15 protein-coding genes are annotated in these 17,684 nt (G+C 64.3%); 8 read left to right on the forward strand and 7 right to left on the reverse strand.

Annotated elements, in window-relative coordinates; all coding sequences use genetic code 11:
- Positions 1 to 190 precede the first annotated feature (190 nt).
- From IFO71_RS14955 to speA, 5 genes are all read right to left on the reverse strand, one after another.
- Positions 191 to 1,501: a PQQ-dependent sugar dehydrogenase gene (locus IFO71_RS14955; protein ID WP_225444681.1), complete on the reverse strand. Its 1,311-nt coding sequence runs from the start codon at positions 1,499 to 1,501 to the stop codon at positions 191 to 193.
- A gap of 163 nt (positions 1,502 to 1,664) precedes the next feature.
- Positions 1,665 to 2,537 carry an NAD(P)-dependent oxidoreductase gene (locus tag IFO71_RS14960; RefSeq protein ID WP_192030459.1) on the reverse strand — a complete coding sequence of 291 codons (873 nt, stop codon included), beginning with the start codon at positions 2,535 to 2,537 and terminating at the stop codon, positions 1,665 to 1,667.
- Between the two features lie 212 nt (positions 2,538 to 2,749).
- Complete coding sequence (locus IFO71_RS14965) at positions 2,750 to 3,193, reverse strand: hypothetical protein (protein WP_192030460.1); 444 nt, start codon at positions 3,191 to 3,193, stop codon at positions 2,750 to 2,752.
- A complete protein-coding gene (locus tag IFO71_RS14970) occupies positions 3,190 to 5,937 on the reverse strand; it encodes a bifunctional diguanylate cyclase/phosphodiesterase (protein ID WP_192030461.1) in 2,748 nt (915 codons plus the stop codon). The genes IFO71_RS14965 and IFO71_RS14970 overlap by 4 nt, the downstream gene beginning before the upstream one ends.
- 238 nt (positions 5,938 to 6,175) lie before the next feature.
- Positions 6,176 to 8,062: a biosynthetic arginine decarboxylase gene (gene speA / locus IFO71_RS14975; RefSeq protein ID WP_192030462.1), complete on the reverse strand. Its 1,887-nt coding sequence runs from the start codon at positions 8,060 to 8,062 to the stop codon at positions 6,176 to 6,178.
- Positions 8,063 to 8,223: 161 nt separating this feature from the next.
- On the opposite strand from speA, the gene speE reads away from it, so the two are divergent.
- From speE to IFO71_RS14995, 4 genes are all read left to right on the forward strand, one after another.
- On the forward strand, positions 8,224 to 9,078 hold the full coding sequence (speE, locus tag IFO71_RS14980; RefSeq protein ID WP_192030463.1) for a polyamine aminopropyltransferase: 855 nt from the start codon (positions 8,224 to 8,226) through the stop codon (positions 9,076 to 9,078).
- Between the two features lie 63 nt (positions 9,079 to 9,141).
- Complete coding sequence (locus IFO71_RS14985) at positions 9,142 to 9,579, forward strand: rhodanese-like domain-containing protein (protein ID WP_192030464.1); 438 nt, start codon at positions 9,142 to 9,144, stop codon at positions 9,577 to 9,579.
- An 88-nt stretch (positions 9,580 to 9,667) separates the two neighbouring features.
- Positions 9,668 to 10,174, forward strand: a complete 507-nt coding sequence (gene secB, locus IFO71_RS14990) for a protein-export chaperone SecB (protein ID WP_192030465.1) — start codon at positions 9,668 to 9,670, stop codon at positions 10,172 to 10,174.
- Between the two features lie 2 nt (positions 10,175 to 10,176).
- Positions 10,177 to 11,199, forward strand: coding sequence for an NAD(P)H-dependent glycerol-3-phosphate dehydrogenase (locus IFO71_RS14995; RefSeq protein ID WP_192030466.1), 1,023 nt, complete (start codon positions 10,177 to 10,179; stop codon positions 11,197 to 11,199).
- Positions 11,200 to 11,208: 9 nt separating this feature from the next.
- On the opposite strand, the gene trmL is transcribed toward IFO71_RS14995, so the two are convergent.
- A complete protein-coding gene (trmL, locus tag IFO71_RS15000) occupies positions 11,209 to 11,670 on the reverse strand; it encodes a tRNA (uridine(34)/cytosine(34)/5-carboxymethylaminomethyluridine(34)-2'-O)-methyltransferase TrmL (protein ID WP_192030467.1) in 462 nt (153 codons plus the stop codon).
- Between the two features lie 471 nt (positions 11,671 to 12,141).
- Here trmL and thrA point away from each other — a divergent pair, with 471 nt between their 5' ends.
- From thrA to thrC, 3 genes are read left to right on the forward strand one after another with little or no spacing between them, the layout of a single operon-like run.
- Complete coding sequence (gene thrA, locus IFO71_RS15005) at positions 12,142 to 14,634, forward strand: bifunctional aspartate kinase/homoserine dehydrogenase I (protein WP_192030468.1); 2,493 nt, start codon at positions 12,142 to 12,144, stop codon at positions 14,632 to 14,634.
- A 20-nt stretch (positions 14,635 to 14,654) separates the two neighbouring features.
- Positions 14,655 to 15,596 carry a homoserine kinase gene (locus IFO71_RS15010; protein WP_192030469.1) on the forward strand — a complete coding sequence of 314 codons (942 nt, stop codon included), beginning with the start codon at positions 14,655 to 14,657 and terminating at the stop codon, positions 15,594 to 15,596.
- Positions 15,597 to 15,652: 56 nt separating this feature from the next.
- Positions 15,653 to 16,948, forward strand: a complete 1,296-nt coding sequence (gene thrC / locus IFO71_RS15015) for a threonine synthase (RefSeq protein ID WP_192030470.1) — start codon at positions 15,653 to 15,655, stop codon at positions 16,946 to 16,948.
- Between the two features lie 39 nt (positions 16,949 to 16,987).
- Here thrC and IFO71_RS15020 read toward each other — a convergent pair whose 3' ends face one another.
- Positions 16,988 to 17,452, reverse strand: coding sequence for a DUF11 domain-containing protein (locus IFO71_RS15020; RefSeq protein ID WP_192030474.1), 465 nt, complete (start codon positions 17,450 to 17,452; stop codon positions 16,988 to 16,990).
- A gap of 37 nt (positions 17,453 to 17,489) precedes the next feature.
- Between IFO71_RS15020 and IFO71_RS15025 the strand changes: the two genes are divergently transcribed.
- Positions 17,490 to 17,684: transposase (locus IFO71_RS15025; RefSeq protein WP_192030471.1), on the forward strand; the 195-nt coding region annotated here is incomplete at its 3' end.

A 17,684-nucleotide genomic window follows, 5' to 3' on the forward strand; every position in this document is an offset into this window, starting at 1 on the left:
CTCTGGAGATTTTCAGCGCCGCGAAATCAGGCTGCTGTGATGAGTCTCAGCAGCCTGAGATGGGTCGCAGACGACCAAACTGGATCCCGGCTCAGCGCACCGCTTTGGTCGGAATGGCGACGGCTAAAGGCGCTAATCGCATTGTCTGTGCTGGCGGTGTCTTTCGGCGCCCCCTCATGAAATATCCGGGCTAGAACGCCGACTCTGACTCGAAGTCGCCGCGAAAGCGGGTATCGGTAACCAGCCGCTGCAGGCTGCCGGCGCCATAGTTCAGTACGTATAGCTCACCGTCCTGGTCTTCGCCGAAGCTGGAGAAGTTGCCGCCACTGTCGCGCCAATCCACTCGTTGGTAACCGCTGCTGCGTTCAATCGCCGCCATGTGCAGACCCGACGCGAAGTCGGCAAAGAAGTACACCCCATCCAGCGGCTGCTGTGGGCCACGATAGCGATAGCCACCGGTAATCGACTGACCGAAACTGCGGTCGTAATCGAGCACCGGATCGGTAAACGGCGGCGGCGAGCCACAGCCGGAAAGGCCGGTGGCCAGAAAGCCCTCGCGACAGCGCCAGCCAAAATTCAGGCCGACCTGCCCCGCGGGCAACACGTCGACTTCTTCGCGCGCGCCCTGACCGACGTCGGCAATCCAGATATCGCCGGTGAGGCGATCGAAGCTGAAGCGCCAGGGGTTGCGCAACCCACTGGCGAACACCTCGTCGCACACGCCATCAGTACCGGCGTAGGGGTTGTCGAGCGGAATGCTGTAGCCAACACTGCCGGTGGCCAGCCCACAACGTTCGGTTTCACTACCGGCCGTGCTGACATCGATGCGCAGCAACTTGCCTAGCAGGGCGCGCGACTCGCTTTGCCCACCATTGCCAAGGAAGCCGGCATCCACGGCGCAGCTGCCGGCATTGTTGAGACTAGCGGTGAGCAGGGTCTGTCCGCGATTGCAGGGATCGTTGCTGCTGCCACCATCGCCCATGCCGATGTACAGATAACCGTCGGGCCCGAAGTGCAGATCGCCGCCATTGTGATTGGTGAAGTCCTGGTCGATGCGCAACACGATCGCCGCCGAGGCCGGATTGGCCACATCCGGGTCACCACTGACCTGATAGCGGGCGATTACCGTATCGCCCTGGCCATCGGTGTAGTTGACGTAGAACAAGCCGGAGGTGGCGTAATCGGGAGCAAAGGCCAGGCCGAGCAGGCCGCGCTCGCTGGCACTCGATTGTCCAGTGAATCCGGTGGCCGGCGCGTTGGCGGTGAAATCGAGAAACGGCGTGGCGAGAACAGTGCCGCCGGAGACGACGCGAATGCGCCCATTCTGTTCCACCACGAACAGGCGGGAATCGCCGGCATTGCGCACCGCCACCGGCAGCACGAACCCGCTGACCACGGTCTCCAGGCGCAGGTCGGGCGTCACTTCGCCGGCCTGCACTGCAGCGCCGCCCACGCTCAAACCCAGTATGACCATCGCTGCCGATGCAAATCTGTTGCGCATGCCTTTCACCTCAGTGCTGGCCGAAATCCCAGACTAGCGCGTCCGTGCCTGAGATTCGCACCGCCCGCTCTTCGCATTGCGCCGACAATCCGAAGGCATCGAATGCCGACGACGAGCACCCGCAACTCCAACTTCAATCGGCCGGTGCAATCATCAGACGACCTCAGCGCGGGCGCTTCAAGGTGATCAGCGCGGATGTATCGGCATCGCCCAGGCCATCGCGCTCAAGACGCTCATAGTCGGCCAAGGCCAGATCAATCGCCGGGTGTTCGATGCCGGCCTGCTGCGCCATCGAGCGCACGATGCGCAGATCCTTGGCCATGTGCGCGCACTTGAAGCCAGGCGCAAACTGGTTGTTCAGCATGGTGACACCGCGCTTGTCGAGAAACCAGTTCGACGCCGCCCCGGCCATCAAGGTGGGCAGCAAGGTCTCGGGCTGCAAGCCCAGCTTCTCAGCGAACGCCAGCCCCTCGCACACCGCCTCATTGATACCGGCGACCAGAATCTGATTGACCGCTTTGGTCGCCTGTCCGGCGCCTACTGCACCCATATGACTGATTCGCGCTGCGTAGCACGCGAGGGCGGGCCGCGCCACCGCAAGATCCTGCAGTTCTCCGCCGGCCATCACGGACAGTTTCCCGTTGCGCGCACCTTCGACGCCGCCCGACACCGGCGCATCGACGAAGCCGATCCCGCGTTGCCCGAGGCGCTCGGCAGCGCGCGTCGCGGTCTGCATTGCCACCGTACTGTGATCGACCACCACACTGCCCGGTCGCAGCACGGCAGCCAGCTGCTCGACATTGTCCAGCACATCCTGATCGATGCCGACGCAGAGCAACACCAGATCGCACTCGGCAAAGTCTGCCGGCGCATGTGCCGCGGCAACAGCGTGTTCGGCGGCAAACTGCTCGGCCTTGTGTTGACTGCGGTTTGCGACCACACGCAACAGGCCGGCCTTTTGCAAGTGTCCCGCCATCGGCGCTCCCATCGCGCCGAGTCCGATAAAGCCGCATCGCGGCGGCTGAGGCTCATTCATTGTTGTTCAACCTGGCAGGTTGCCGAGACCTCCTGGCCGGAGGTGATCAGCGAAAACAGTCGCGGCACAGCCGTGCCCCTTTTGCCGGAAATCATACACGTGCGTGTTCACTTTCCGAGCACGCCGCCCTTGGTGCGCGATATCAGGCGGCGACGAGCGCCTCAGCCGCCTGCCAGATCAATGAAGGCGAAACGATCCGTTATGCTGTGCAGTCAGTGTTGACCGGAGAACATCGAGCGGCCGCGTGGTGCATAGGCGGAAAACGCGTACAAGCCAGCCGCGGTGGCAAAGGCCAGACCCAGCCACAGCGGCCCGGCACTGCCGATCGGCCAGGCCGACAGCCCCAGCAACAGGGCATTGCGCAGTGCGTGCCGGCGCAAGGTGCGCAGATCGGCTTCCTTGGCCAGGATCCATTGCGAGGTGCCGAACACGAACAGCAACAGGGGCGAAGCCAGGGCCATGCCATGCAGCAAATCCAGCGCCAGCGCGACCGCCTGATCACGGTTGAGCTGATCCTCGACCAGGCCCAGGGCCGGCAACACCAGATCCTCCCAGCGCCGCAACACCTGAGCGACCAGCACGAGCAAGGCGCCGGCCAGCACGATCAGCCAAGCCGAAGCGAGTTTGAACCAGCGTTGATGCGCACTAGCCGTCACTGCGGGCGGGTCGTCTCACGATGCGACTCCGGGGCTCGGTCGAGCACCACTTCATGCGGCACATGGATGGCGAATCCCTGGGCAAAATCGACACCGATGTCACTCAGCACATCGCAGGCCGAAGGGCCGGGCACAAACTCGGCCACCACCCGAGTCTTGAAGCGGTGACCGATCTCGGTCACCGCGCGGACGATCGACTGACTCATGGCATCGGTTTCGATTTCGCGAATAAAGCTGCCATCGATCTTCAGATAGTCGATCGGCAGGTTCTTCAGATACCCGAAGGAGGACATGCCGGCACCGAAGTCATCCAAGGCCACCTTGCAGCCGAGTGCCTGCAGCGAGCGGATCAGCGCGCAGGCACGATCAAAATGGGTGACTGCCGCGGTCTCGGTGATCTCGAAACACAGCCGTTCCGGCCGCACCGACTCCGACTTCAACAGCTCCAGCAGAAACTGCGGGAAGCTCTCGTCGCTCATGGTGGCGCCGGACAGATTGATCGCACACATGCCGATATCGTCGCCTTGCGGATGCAGACGAGAGAAGTGGCGCAGCGCATAGCTCACCACCCACCGATCGATCTCCGGCATCACGCCAAAGCGCTCCGCCGCCGGAATGAATGCGCCAGGAGGCACGATGTTGCCCTGCTCATCACGCAAGCGCACCAGCAACTCAAAGTGTGCACCGCGTTGCTTGTCTTCATCGCGCAACGGGCGCAACTCCTGGTAACAGAGCAGCAGCCGATCCTCGGCCAGGGCCTGACGAATGCGCGGAATCCAATCCATCTCGGCGCGTCGACGCAGCGCAGACGAGCGATTTTCCTCATGCACCACCACCCGATTGCGCCCGGCCTCCTTGGCCAGATAGCAGGCGGTATCCGCAAAGGCCAGCAACTCGCGCGGGGCGACGTGGCGGCCACCATCGATGGCCACTGCGCCAATGCTGGCGGTTAGACCGTAGCGCCGCTCTTCCCAGCGAAAATCCATCATCTCGATCGCACCGCGCACGCGTTCGGCGGCGGAGCGGATTTCGGCCACGCTGGCGGCGCGCATCATGATGCCGAACTCATCGCCACCGAGCCGGGCAACCCAGCCGTCGGCACCGACGCAGCGCCGCAGGGTTGCCGCCACATCGACCAACAACTGATCGCCGGCAAGGTGGCCGCAGGTGTCGTTGACCAGCTTGAACTGATCGAGATCGACATACAGCAGGGCCTCGATTCGACCGGTGGCCGCACTGTGCTCCACCCGCTGATGCAGACGACGATCGAACTCGCGGCGGTTAAACAGGCCGGTGACCGAGTCATGGGTGGCCTGATAGCGCAACTGAGTGGTCAGCTGGGTGCGCTCGGTGATGTCTTCGATCACCACCAGGCGCATGGTCTTGTTGCCGACCAGCAGACGGGTCTCACGCCAGCTGGCCTCAAAATCGCGACCGTCGAGCGCACGCACGGTTACCCGATGCTCATCGGCGTCCAGATTCAGCGCATCGACCAGGTCCATGTCGCTGGCACTCAATGCGGCGAGATCAGGCTCGCCGCGCGGTAACAGCTGGTGTAGGACCACCGACTGATTCTCGGCACCGATCCGCAGCAGGTTGCGCCCGGCAACATTGACATAGTCGATGCTGCCATCGGCCTCGTCGGCCATCAGGGTGGCGGTCGGCAACAGCTCGCTCAGTTGCTTGAAGCGCTGTTCGGACTGCTGCGCCGAAGCAAACATGCGCTCAGCCAGACGCTCCGACTGCCGCCGGGTTCGAACCTGGGCCCAGACAAAGGCGCTGAACCCAAACGAAGCCAGCAGTCCAAACCCCACGAACCAGATCAGGGCGCGATCGACGCCGTCGACTGCGCCGGGAAGCGGGATCAGGCGCAACTGCCAATGGGCGCCGCCGAAGGTCAGGGCCTGCGCGAACTCGCCGAGATCGGTGGCACCGTGAGCGGTCACGCCGGCCACCGCGCTGCTGTACACCGAGCTCAACTGGCCCGCCTGGTCGGCCACCCACAGCTGCAGTTCGAACGGCAGCTCGGTGCCGGCCTGGCGGGTGGCCCCGTCAATCAGCCGCGACAACTGAAACGACACCGCCAGGGAGCCATGCTCCGTCGTCATCTCGCCGTTGTTGCGACCCAGCACCGGCAGACGCATCACGATGCCGTCGATCAGATGATCGCGCTGACCGTATTGCACCAGTCGAAATGGCGCCGACAAGGTCGGCTCGTCGGAGCGAAGCGCACGTTCCAGCGCCTCAAGATTGTTCGATTGGCTGATCACATCCAGGCCGCGCAGGCGTTCGTTGCCAGCCTCGGGGGCGATCAACTCGGTGTAGTAATGATCGCGACCGAACTCATCGACCTGTTTGCGGGCAAAAGCGACCGCCATCACGCTGGCGAAATTCTGCCGCACCTTGAGCTGATCAACCAGGCGATCGAACTCGGCCTGGGTCATGTCAGGGTGATTCTCCAGACCGACCTGCACCGAGCGTGCGGCCTGACCGAGCGCTTTCAGCTCACTCAACACACTCAGCCCGACCCGACCCGCCGCCGCTGGCAGAAAGCTGAGTCGATCGCGCAGCAGAGCTTCCCGATACGGTATGGCCGCCGACAGCATGATGGCCAGGGACAGCGCCAACACGGCGGCAGCCGCCAGCGTGGGCGAGCGCAGCCAGCCGGCGCGGGCAAGGCCGCCGGGCACGGCGGCTGCGCGCGGTGTCGGCGCAGAGGAGGCGGCAGGGCTCGGCGTGCTCAAGTCAGGCGGCCTTCCTTTCAGTGATCGGCCAAGGAAACGGAGAAACCTCAATATGGGCGCCAGACCGTGGAACCTTCGCCCGCCGCCTGTACGCTACAGCAGCCTACACTTTGTTTCTATCGCGCCCTCTGAACTGCAAAGCGATGCACAATTCCGAGGCAAGCAGGTCGCTGATGCGGCTGCCTTGCCGCCATCCAACGCCTGGCCTCGGGTGTCCGCTCGCGGTCCCGGCCGGCCGTCAGGCGCTGTCTTCCAGATAGGTATAGCCGATCAAGCCCTGCTCCAAATCGGCCAGAAGTTGGGCCTGTTCGTCGGCGGCCAGATCACCGGCGGACACCAGGGACTGATAGCGCTGACGCAGACTCTCGAGGCTATAGCCGACATAGTCGAGCATCACGTCCGAGGTATCACCTCGGCGTGAGCGAGTCAGCTTGTAGCCCGAGCCGTCGACCGACACATTGACCGCCGCGGTGTCACCGAACAGGTTGTGGATATCGCCCAAAGTGTCCTGGTAGGCGCCGACCATGAAAAAGCCTATGCGATAGCTCTCGCCGGGCTTGGGTCGGTGCAGCGGCAAGGCACTATCGAGCTCGCCATTGTCAACATAGCTGTCGATCTGACCATCGGAATCGCAGGTCAGATCGGCCAGAATGCCGCGTCGATCAGGCGCTTCGTTCAACCGATGGATCGGCATGATGGGGAACACCTGATCGATCGCCCAGACATCGGGCACCGACTCGAACACCGAGAAGTTGACGAAATACTTGTCGACCAGACGCTCGTCGAGTTCGTCGATCAGCGGCCGATGACTCTTTTCCTCGGCATTCAGGCGGGCACGCACGCCATGGGCGATGGCATAGAACACATCGTCGACGCGGGCGCGCTCAGCCAGGTCCAGCTGCCCCAGGCCGTAGGCCGCCTGTGCTTCAGCCAGATAGTGCTGGGCATCGTGAAACAGCTCCACCGCGGCACGCTCGTCAAGCGCGGCGTGTAGCTGCCGCAGATGGCGCAGTGCGCTGGACTCGTGCTCGGCCAGCGCCGGCAAGCCGCCCATCGGTGCCGGCTCGACCTCGCTGACATTGGCCACCAGCACCGCGTGATGCGCGGTCATCGCCCGACCTGACTCGGTCAGCACGCGCGGCGGCGTGATGCCGTGTTCGGCGCAGGCATCGGCCAGCGGCTGCACGATGGTGCTGGCGTATTGCTCCATGCTGTAGTTGATCGAGCAGTAGCCGCGCGAGCGGGTGCCTTCGTAGTCCACACCGAGCCCGCCACCGACGTCCATGTAGCGGATCGGGCAGCCCAGCTGGCTGACTTCGACCAGATAACGGGTCGCCTCGCGCATGCCGTTGGCGATGTCGCGTACGTTGGAAATCTGCGAGCCCATGTGGAAATGCAGCAGCTGCAGGCAGTCACTCATGCCTTCCTGCTTGAGGCGCTCGATCAGATCGAGCAACTGGCGCGGCGACAGGCCGAACTTGGCCTTGTCGCCGCCGGAGTTCTGCCACTTGCCAGCACCCAGCGAAGCCAGTCGCATGCGCACGCCCAAACCGGGCCGAACGCCCAGGCGGCGCGCCTCTTCGATTACCGAGGCCAGTTCCGAGGCCTTCTCGATGACGATAAAGGTGTTCAGACCGAGCTTGCGGCCGATCAGGGCCAGCCGCACGTATTCGCGATCCTTGTAGCCGTTGCAGATCACCACGCCACCTGGGCGCGACAGGCCCAGCACGGCCATCAGCTCGGGCTTGGAGCCGGCCTCCAGGCCAAAACTGTCCACTTCGCCGGCGGCGGCCAGTTCACCGGCAACGCCGTAGTGCTGGTTGACCTTGATCGGATAGATCGCGGTGTAGCCGCCCGCGTAGTTGGCTTCGGCCATGGCGGCGGCAAAGGCGCCCTGCAGGCGCCGCAGTCGATCACCCAGGATGTCGGAAAAACGCAGCAGGATCGGCAGCCGCAGTCCCTCGGCACGGGCCACCTCGATGACCTCGTCCAACACGATGCGCGGCCCGGCCTCGGCCAGCGGCTGCGCCACGGCCCGGCCCTGCTCATCGATATCGAAGTAGCCGTCGCTCCAATGCGGCACGCTGTAGGTACGGCGGGCGCGATCGATTGTCCAGGCGCTCATGGCGTGGCTCCGTCCAGGAAATGCGGGGGCGCATTGTACGCCCCTGCGGCAGAATCGCAGCGCTCCCGGCCGGTTGCCGGTTGCCAATGCGAATCGGTAACCGGCAGCGGCCCGGCTTCGGGTACAATTGCCGCCCCTTAGATGTCTGTCAGCCACCGCTAATGACTAACGCCCCTTCCTGGTTCAACGAGCAGGTCGATTACTCCGGTTCTTCGATCGGTTTCCGCGTGACCAAGAAACTGCACGAAGAACAGTCGGCTTTTCAGAAGATCGAGATCTGGGAAACCACCGACTGGGGCAACCTGATGGTGCTTGACGGCTGCATCATGCTGACCAGCCGCGACAACTTCCTCTATCACGAGATGATGGCGCACCCGGCGCTGTTCAGTCACAGCAACCCCAAGCGGGTGGTGGTGATCGGCGGCGGCGACTGCGGCACCTTGCGTGAAGTGCTGCGCCATCGTGAGGTCGAGTCTGCGGTGCAGGTCGAGATCGATGAGCGGGTCACCCGCATGGCCGAGCAGTACTTCCCGGAGCTGTGCGAGGCGAACAACGATCCGCGTGCCCAGTTGCTGTTCGACGACGGCATTGCCTACATGCGCGACGCTGCTGCTGAGAGCATCGACGTGATCATCGTCGACTCGACCGACCCGGTCGGCCCGGCAGAAGGCCTGTTCAACGAAGCCTTCTACCAGACCTGTTACAAGGCCCTGCGGCCGGGCGGCATCCTGGTGCAGCAGAGCGAGCCGCCGCTGACCCAGCTGGCCCTGATCAAATCGATGCGCCAGTTGATGCGGCAGGTCGGGTTTGCCGCAGTGCGGACCATTCCGTTCCCGCAGCCGGCCTACCCCACCGGCTGGTGGAGTTGCACCATGGCACGCAAGGGCGCCGATCTGTCAGGGTTCCGCGAGCGCGGCGCCTATTCCAAGCCGTTCGCTACCCGTTACTACAGTGCCGACATCCACAAGGCAGCGATGATCCTGCCGGAGTTCCTGCGCGAAGCGTTGGGCGAATAACCGCGGTGGCGGCTGATGCCGCCGAGCTTTCCCGGCCACCCGGCCGAGTCATGAGTGCGTCACATGTTCTCCGAAGAGTTCACCCAATTCCTGGCCAACAACATGCTGCTCAGCGTGCTGTTCGTCGGCATCGGCGTTGCCCTGATCGTCAATGAGTTCAGCCGTTTCACCCGTGGCTATCAGGCCATCAGCCCGGCCGAGCTAACCCGACTGATCAACCGCGAAGACGCCTTGGTGGTCGACGTCAGCTCGCTGAACGACTATGAGAAAGGGCATATCGTTGGCTCCAAGCACATCGCCTTGAGTCAGTTCGATCCGGAGAGCAAGCTGTTGGCCAAGGCCAAGGATGCACCGGTGGCCCTGGTCTGCCGCACCGGCATGACCGCCGGCGGCGCTGCCAAGAAGCTGGTCAAGGCCGGTTTCGGCAAGGTGTTCTGGCTCGACGGCGGCATCGCTGCCTGGCAGCAGGCCGAGCTGCCGCTGGCCAAAGGCAAGGCTTGACCGTTCGGCAGCCGGGCCTTGAATTGCCGGCACGCCGCCCGCATGCATCGGGGCACGACTTAGTTTTCATTCATTCTTGGAGAGCTTCATGACTGACCAAACCGGCAACGGCGCCGCTGCGCCGCAGGCCAATGCCCAGATCGCCCTGCAGAAGATCTACGTCAAGGACGCTTCGTTCGAAGCGCCGAGCGCCCCGCAGATCTTCTCTGAAGAGAGTCAGTCGCAGCTGCAGCTGAACATGGCGCAGAAGGTCGCCAACATCGGTGAGAACGTCTATGAAGTCGTGCTCACCGTGACCCTGACCTGCACCGTGGGCGAAAAGACTGCCTATCTGGCCGAAGTGCATCAGGCCGGCATCTTCGGTCTGGCCGGCTTCGATCAGCGCACCCTGGAAGCGGTGCTCGGCACCTACTGCCCGAATGTGTTGTTCCCCTACGCCCGCCAGATGATCAGCGACCTGGTGCAGAACGGCGGCTTCCCGCCGTACTTCCTGCAGCCGATCAATTTCGAGCAGCTGTACGCCGAACAGATGCGTCGTCGTGCCGAGCAGGGCCAGCCGTCCATCGCTGACGCCCCGACCCAGGGCAACGCCTGATCATGAACGCGCTCCGGGTGGGCGTCTTCGGCGCCGGTTCCTGGGGCACTGCGCTGGCCGCACAAGCGGCGCGCAACGGCCACGTCACCACCCTGTGGGGACGTGATGCCGAGCAGATCCGCACGATGCGCGATACGCATCGCAATACGCGCTATCTGCCCGATCTCGAGCTGCCGGCCAACCTGCAGTTCAGTGATCAGCTGGAAGAAGTCACCGCCAACAGCGATCTGCTGTTGGCCGTGGTGCCCAGCCATGCTTTCCCGTCGGTGCTGGCCGAGATGACGCCGCACCGCCGGCCCGGCGCCGGACTGGCCTGGGCCACCAAGGGTTTTGAGCTCGGCTCGGGTCGATTCCTGCACGAGGTCGCCGAAGCCCTGCTCGGCCATGACACTCCGCTGGCCGTGGTCACCGGACCCTCGTTTGCCCGAGAAGTCACCCAGGGCCTGCCGACCGCGGTCACTGTGCACGGCGAACACGCAGCGTTTTCGCAAAGCGTGGCAGACGCCCTGCACGGGCCGACCTTCCGCGTTTACACCGGCTCGGACATGCTGGGCGCTGAGCTGGGTGGCGCAATGAAGAACGTGCTGGCGGTCGCCACCGGCATTGCCGACGGCATGGAGCTTGGCCTCAATGCTCGCGCCGGCCTGATCACCCGAGGGCTGAACGAAATGCTAAGGCTGAATCAGGCGCTCGGCGGCCGCGCCGAAACCCTGATGGGCCTGGCCGGGCTTGGTGATCTGGTACTGACCTGCACCGGCGACCTGTCGCGCAATCGGCGACTCGGCCTGGCCCTCGGAAAAGGCAAGTCAATCGAACAGGCCGTTGCCGCGATCGGCCAGGTCGTAGAGTCGATTCAGACCGCCGACGAAGTGGCTCGATTGGCCGCCCGCCATGAGCTCGAACTACCGATCTGTGCCCTGGTGGCACGGGTACTGCACGGCGAGATCACCCCGCAGGAAGGCCTTAAACTCCTGCTCTCACGCGAGCAGAAGCCCGAGTATCCGGCCGGTTTGTTTGGCGCCTGAACATATCGTTTAGCCGGCGCCGGCAAATCCCTGCTGACGCCAGGCCTCGTAGACCAGCACGGCGACTGAATTCGACAGATTGAGGCTACGGTTGTCCGGCCGCATCGGCAGACGCAATCGCTGCTCGGCCGGCAAACCATCCAGCAGCGCCTGCGGCAGACCACGGGTCTCTGGGCCGAACAGAAAGGCATCACTGTCGCGAAACTGCACCTCGTCGTAGCGCTGGCGACCGCGCGTGGACAGGGCAAACAGCCGCGAACCGGCAATCCCGGCGAGGCAGTCATCCAGCGAATCGTGTACCTGCAGTCGGGCAAACTCGTGGTAGTCGAGCCCCGCGCGACGCAGCTTGGCATGCTCAAGCTCAAAGCCCAACGGCCGGATCAAATGCAGCTCGGCCCCGGTATTGGCGCATAACCTGATCACATTGCCGGTATTGGGCGGAATTTCGGGCTGGTAAAGAATGACGTGCATGGAGAGCCGTGTTGGTGATTGGTGATTGGTGATTGGTGATTGGTGATTGGTGATTGGTGATTGGTGATTGGTGATTGGTGATTGGTGATTGGTGATTGGTGATTGGTGATTGGTGATTGGTGATTGGTGATTGGTGATTCGGGGCAAGCTTAGCCCCTCCCCCTTGGCGTCGGAGGGGTTGGGGAGCCGATCTTTGCCTGCCCAGGGGCCTCGCATAGCGAGGTTCCTGGGTAGATCGATTCGCACTGGTTTTCGCGCGCCGGCGGGTGCCCCGGAACTCCCTCCCCGATGTTCGGGGAGGGTCGGGGTGGGGTTAGGGAGCCGATCTTTAAATACATCGTGAAAACTCCCTCTCGAAGTACGAGAGGGACAGGGCCGGGGGTCGGACGGCGCTTGCAGACCGAGAGCACTATCTCCTCATCACCAATCGCTATGCTGCACCGCGGCATTTGAGGCACACTCGGGAACCCTTTGTCTCTCGAGTCCGCTGCCGTGTCTGCCTCTGCCCGTTACATCGCGCATAAGTTTGGTGGTTCCAGCCTGGCCGATGCCCAACGCATCGCCCATGTCGCCGACGTGTTGATTGCGCGCGGAGAGACCATGCAGATGACCGTGGTATCGGCCATGCAAGGGGTGACCGATGCGCTGATCGGTCTGGTGCATGTGGCCAGCCAGGATGCCGAGCGCGCCCGCGCCGATCTCGATGATCTGATCAACCGCCATCGCAAGACCGCTGCCACCCTGCTCGGGGTGCAGAGCAGTCAGGCGCTGGCGGACATGGAGCGCGACTGGGTCGATCTGGCCGCCCTGCTGCGCTCAGTCAACCTGCTCGGCCACCCCTCGGCCGATCTGCTCGACTACGTGCAGGGCCTGGGCGAAGTGTGGTCGGCGCAGATGCTGGCTGCCCTGCTGCGCGAACGCGGCCATTCAGCCACCTGGCTCGATGCACGCGAGGTGTTGGTGGTCGAGCCCGGTCAGCTGGGTATGGCGGTGGAGTGGAAAAGCAGTCAGCAGCGACTGCTGAGCTGGCGCGAGTCGCATAGTGAATCGATCATCATCGTCACCGGCTTCGTCGCCCGCACCCGCGATGGCCGGCCGACCACCCTCGGTCGCAATGGCAGCGATTACTCCGGAGCGATCTTCGCCCGCCTGTTCGAAGCGGCCGAGCTGCATATCTGGACCGATGTCGACGGCGTGCTCAGCGCCGATCCGCGCCTGGTGCCGGATGCCGTGCTGCTACCGCGAATGAGTTATGACGAGGCTTTCGAGCTGGCCTATTTCGGCGCCAAGGTGGTGCACCCGGGCACCATGAGCCCGGTGCTGGAAGCCGGCATCCCGGTTTGGGTGCGCAATACCTTCAAGCCTGAGGTCGCCGGCACGCGGATCGGTCCGGAGCATGACCCGGCGCAGGAACAAGGGCCGGTCAAGGGTCTGACCATCGCCCCGGCCCTGGCCCTGGTGCAGGTCGAGGGCACTGGCATGATCGGCGTGCCCGGCACCGCCGAGCGCGTGTTCGGTGCGCTGCGCGGGGCCAATGTGTCGGTGGTGATGATTTCCCAGGCCAGCTCCGAGCACTCGATCTGTTGCGCGGTCAAGGCCAGCGAGTCGGCGCGCGCCGTTGACGTGCTGCGCGAGGCGTTTGCCCGCGAGCTCAGCGCCGGCCTGGTGCAGTCGATCGAGGCCGAAGCCGGCGTCGCCGTGCTGGCCGCGGTCGGTGATGGCATGGCCGGGCACCCTGGTGTCGCCGCGCGCCTGTTCGCCGGTCTGGCGCATGCCGAAGTCAATGTGCGGGCGATTGCGCAAGGCGGCTCCGAGCGCAATATCTCGGTAGCGATCAAGGAGGCCGATGCCACCCGCGCCCTGCGTGCGGTGCACTCGGGATTCTGGCTGTCGCCGCAAACCATCAGCGTCGGCGTGATCGGCCCGGGCCAGGTCGGTTCCGCTCTGCTTGAACAACTCGCTGCATCGGCTGACCGGCTCTTGGCGCAAAACCAGCTCGATCTGCGCCTGCGCGGCATTGCCGGCAGCACGCGCATGCATCTGGCGGAACGCCGTGTTGAGTGGCACCAGTGGCGCGAGCAGTACCTGGAAGCAGCCGAACCGTTGAATCTCGAGGCCTTCGCGCAGCACATCCGTGCCTCGCATCTGCCGCATGCGATGATCATCGACTGTTCGGCCAGCGCCGAGGTCGCCGCACACTACGCCGACTGGCTGGCCGCCGGAATTCATATCGTCACCCCGAACAAGCAGGCCGGCAGCGCGCCCTTGCCGCAGTACCGCGCTACCCGCGACGCCTGCAAGCGCGCCCATTGGCGCTATGAGGCCACGGTGGGCGCGGGTCTGCCGGTGATCGGCACACTGCGTGACCTGATCGATACCGGCGACCAGATCCTGGCCATCGAAGGCATTTTCAGCGGCACCCTTAGCTACCTGTTCAACAACTTCGATGGCAGCACGCCGTTCTCCGAGCTGGTTCTGGATGCGCGGGCGCGCGGCTTTACCGAACCTGATCCGCGTGACGATCTGTCTGGTCTCGATGTCGCCCGCAAATTGGTGATCCTGGCCCGTGAGTGGGGCAAGGACATTGAACTGCAGGATGTCAATCTGGTCGGTCTGGTGCCGGAGTCATTGGCCAGCCTGTCGCGCGAGGAGTTCCTCGGTCGTATCAGCGAGCTGGATGAGACCTTGAATGAACGCATCGGCGGCGCCCGCGAGCGCGGCAAGGTACTGCGCTTTGTTGCCAAGGTCGATGATAGCGGCGCCAGTGTCGGCCTGGTCGAGCTGCCCAACAATCACGCCTTCGCCCATCTCAAGCCGACCGACAATGTGGTGCAGTTCACCACCACCCGTTACCGCGACAACCCGATGGTGGTGCAGGGTCCCGGCGCCGGCCCGGATGTCACCGCCGCCGGCGTGTTTGCCGATTTGCTGCGCATCGCCCAGGCCTTGGGGGCACGCTTTTGAGCCCTGCCGGACTTAGCAGCATGTTTGCCCATCGCTCAGCTATCGCCTTCGCCCCGGCCAGTGTCGGCAACGTCGGCATCGGCTTCGATATTCTTGGCCATGCGCTGAGCGGCGCCGGTGATCGGGTGCACGTACGCCTGATCGACGCGCCCGAAGTGCGGATTTCGGCAATCCATGGCGCCGACCGTGAGCTGCCGCTGGATGCCGCCAGCAATACCGCCGGCGCCGCCCTGATCGCTCTGCGTGACTCGCTGGGCTGCGCTGAAGGCTTTGAGATCGAGATCCACAAGGGCATCCCGTTCGGCTCCGGCATGGGCGGCTCGGCGGCCTCGGCCGTGGCGGCCCTGGTCGCCGCCAATGGGCTGCTGCGCCAGCCGCTGCCGCTTGCCGAGCTTTACCCGATGGCCCTGAGCGGCGAGGCCGTGGCCAGCGGCAGCCGACATGGCGACAACGTCGCCCCGATGCTACTCGGCGGTCTGGTGCTGGCGGTGGGCGAGCGCGCGCCGATCAAACTGCCGGTGCAGGCCGAGCTGTACTGTGCCCACGCCCATCCACACTGCGTGGTCGAGACCCGCGCCGCCCGAGCCGCGCTGAAAGGCGCTTACGAGCTGGGTGAATTCGTGCAGCAAAGCGGTCATCTGGCGCTGTTTCTTACCGGCGTGGCGCGGGGCGAGCGCGAACTGATCGCTGCCGGGCTCAACGATGTCCTGGTCGAGCCGCGCCGAGCACCATTGATCCCGGGCTTTGCCGGCGTGAAGCAGGCCGCGCTCGAAGCGGGCGCCCTGGGCGCGTCGATCTCCGGCGCCGGCCCCAGCGTTTTTGCCTGGTGCTGGGGCAAAGCGAGCGCAGAGCGGGTCGGCCGCGCTATGGTAGAGGCTTTCGCCGTGGCCGATCTCAAGGCCGATCTATTGGTCGGCCCGGTCGAAACACCAGGCGCCAAGCTGCTCAGCGTTGCCCACTAGCACGCAGAGCGACGACAGCGCCCTCCAGCGTCGATCATTCTCTTGGTTAAGGGTCTATGCAATTCGTCAGCACGCGCCATCAGTCGCCCGCCGTTTCACTGTCTGAAGCACTGACCCAAGGGCTGGCCCCTGACGGCGGTCTGTACCTGCCGGCCGAGTGGCCGGCCGCCAGCCTGGCCTGGAACGAGCCGATGTCGGTGCCGCAAGCGGCCGAGCGACTGCTGCAGCCGTTCTTTGCTGGCGACCAGCTGGAATCAGCCCTAGGTGATATCTGCCGGGAGGCACTGGACCTGCCAGCGCCGGTGGTGCCCAGCCGTGATCCGCACGTATTCCTGCTCGAGCTGTTCCACGGCCCCACTGCCGCGTTCAAGGACTTTGCCGCGCGCTTCTTAGCCGCCTGTTTCGCTCGCCTGCTGCGGCCGAACGCCCCCACCCTGACGATTCTGGTCGCCACCAGCGGCGATACCGGCGGAGCCGTGGCCGCCGCATTCCATCGTCGCCCCGGTTTCCGCGTGGTGGTGCTGTATCCCGATGGCAAGGTTTCGCCACGTCAGGCACATCAACTGGCGGCCTTCGGCGACAACGTGCACACCTTTAAGGTGGCCGGCACCTTTGACGATTGCCAGGCGATGGTCAAGCAGGCCTTTGCCGATACCGACTTGCGCCAGCAGGTGCCGCTGTCTTCGGCCAACTCGATCAGTTTGGGCCGGCTGTTACCGCAGATGAGCTACTACGCGGCGGCAGCTCTGCGCTGGGAACAGATCTACCAGTCGCTGGCCAACTTCGTCATTCCCACCGGCAACCTGGGCAATGCCCTGGCCTGCGTGCTGGCGCGCAAGCTTGGCCTGCCGATCGGCGACATCCTGCTGGCTACCAATGCCAATCGGGTGCTGCCCGAGTTCCTGGACAGCGGCGACTACCAACCGCGCCCCTCGGTGCAGACCTTGGCCAATGCCATGGACGTCGGCGCGCCGAGCAACCTTGAGCGACTGCGCGCGCTGTTTCCTCAGCATAGCGATCTCACCCAGCAGGTCAGCGCAGCCAGCGTCAACGATGGCGAACTGCGTCAGATCATGGCCACCGCCGAATCACGCTACGGCCATATCGTTTGTCCGCACACCGCCGCTGCTCTGGCGTTGATCCAGCGTCGCCAGCAGGCCGGCGATCAGCGCAGCTATATCGCCGTCGCCACCGCCCACCCGGCCAAGTTCGACAGCGTGGTCGAACCCTGCATCGGCCACCCGGTAGCGGTGCCGGCGGCGCTGGATGAACTGCTGCGCCGGCCGGCCCAGGCCGAACCGCTGGCGGCGGAGTACGCTGAGCTGCGTCAGCGACTAGTGCAGCTCGGCTAGGCCATCGCGCCGCAGCGGCGCGATGGCTGAACGCCGCCCTTATTCAAAACTGCTGCGATACACCGCCTCGGCGCTGATCGGCTCGATCAGTACGCGGCGCTCCTCACCGGTGCTGATCAGGTTGACCCCGGCCGGCAGGGTCGCATTGGCAGAGATCTCCACGAAGCGCTGACTGCTATCGATTTCCGCCAACAGCTCAATCGTTGCGCTTTCACTGGCGGACAGATCAAAGCGCGTCGAGACCGCATCAATGCCGTTGCCGGGGCGACACGGGCTGGGCGCGGCGCAGCTCCACAACACGCTGTTCAACCCTGTCGGTAGTGGCGCACTGAGCAGCAGATCGGCAACGTCATCCGGCCCATAGTTGGTTACTTCGATCAGGTAGCGGGCCTGGCTGGCCCCGCCCTTTAGGGCCGCGCTGAGCTGCTTGGCGGTCGGCTGCAGACGAGCTATCCCGGATATTTCATCAGAAGAATGAGTGACGGCGTGGTTTTCCCTTAAGATTCAGTTGTCTACGCTGAATAACAAGGACCACGCCGTCATGACAGAGTGTACCGTTCAAGGCGAACTTTTTGGGCATCTTGGCCGCGCCAGGATCGAGGCCGAGTTTGACGGTGGCGATATCAGCTCGGATGCGGGCGGTGCGCTGCTGTTGCGACAGGTCGAGCGGCGCCTAGGGTTGCTGGCGGCGGCCGCCAAGTGTTTGCCAGACGATCGTGATCCGAATCGGGTGCGG

Source organism: Pseudomarimonas arenosa (genome assembly GCF_014841215.1).
In the GTDB taxonomy this organism is placed as follows: Bacteria; Pseudomonadota; Gammaproteobacteria; order Xanthomonadales; family Xanthomonadaceae; genus Pseudomarimonas; species Pseudomarimonas arenosa.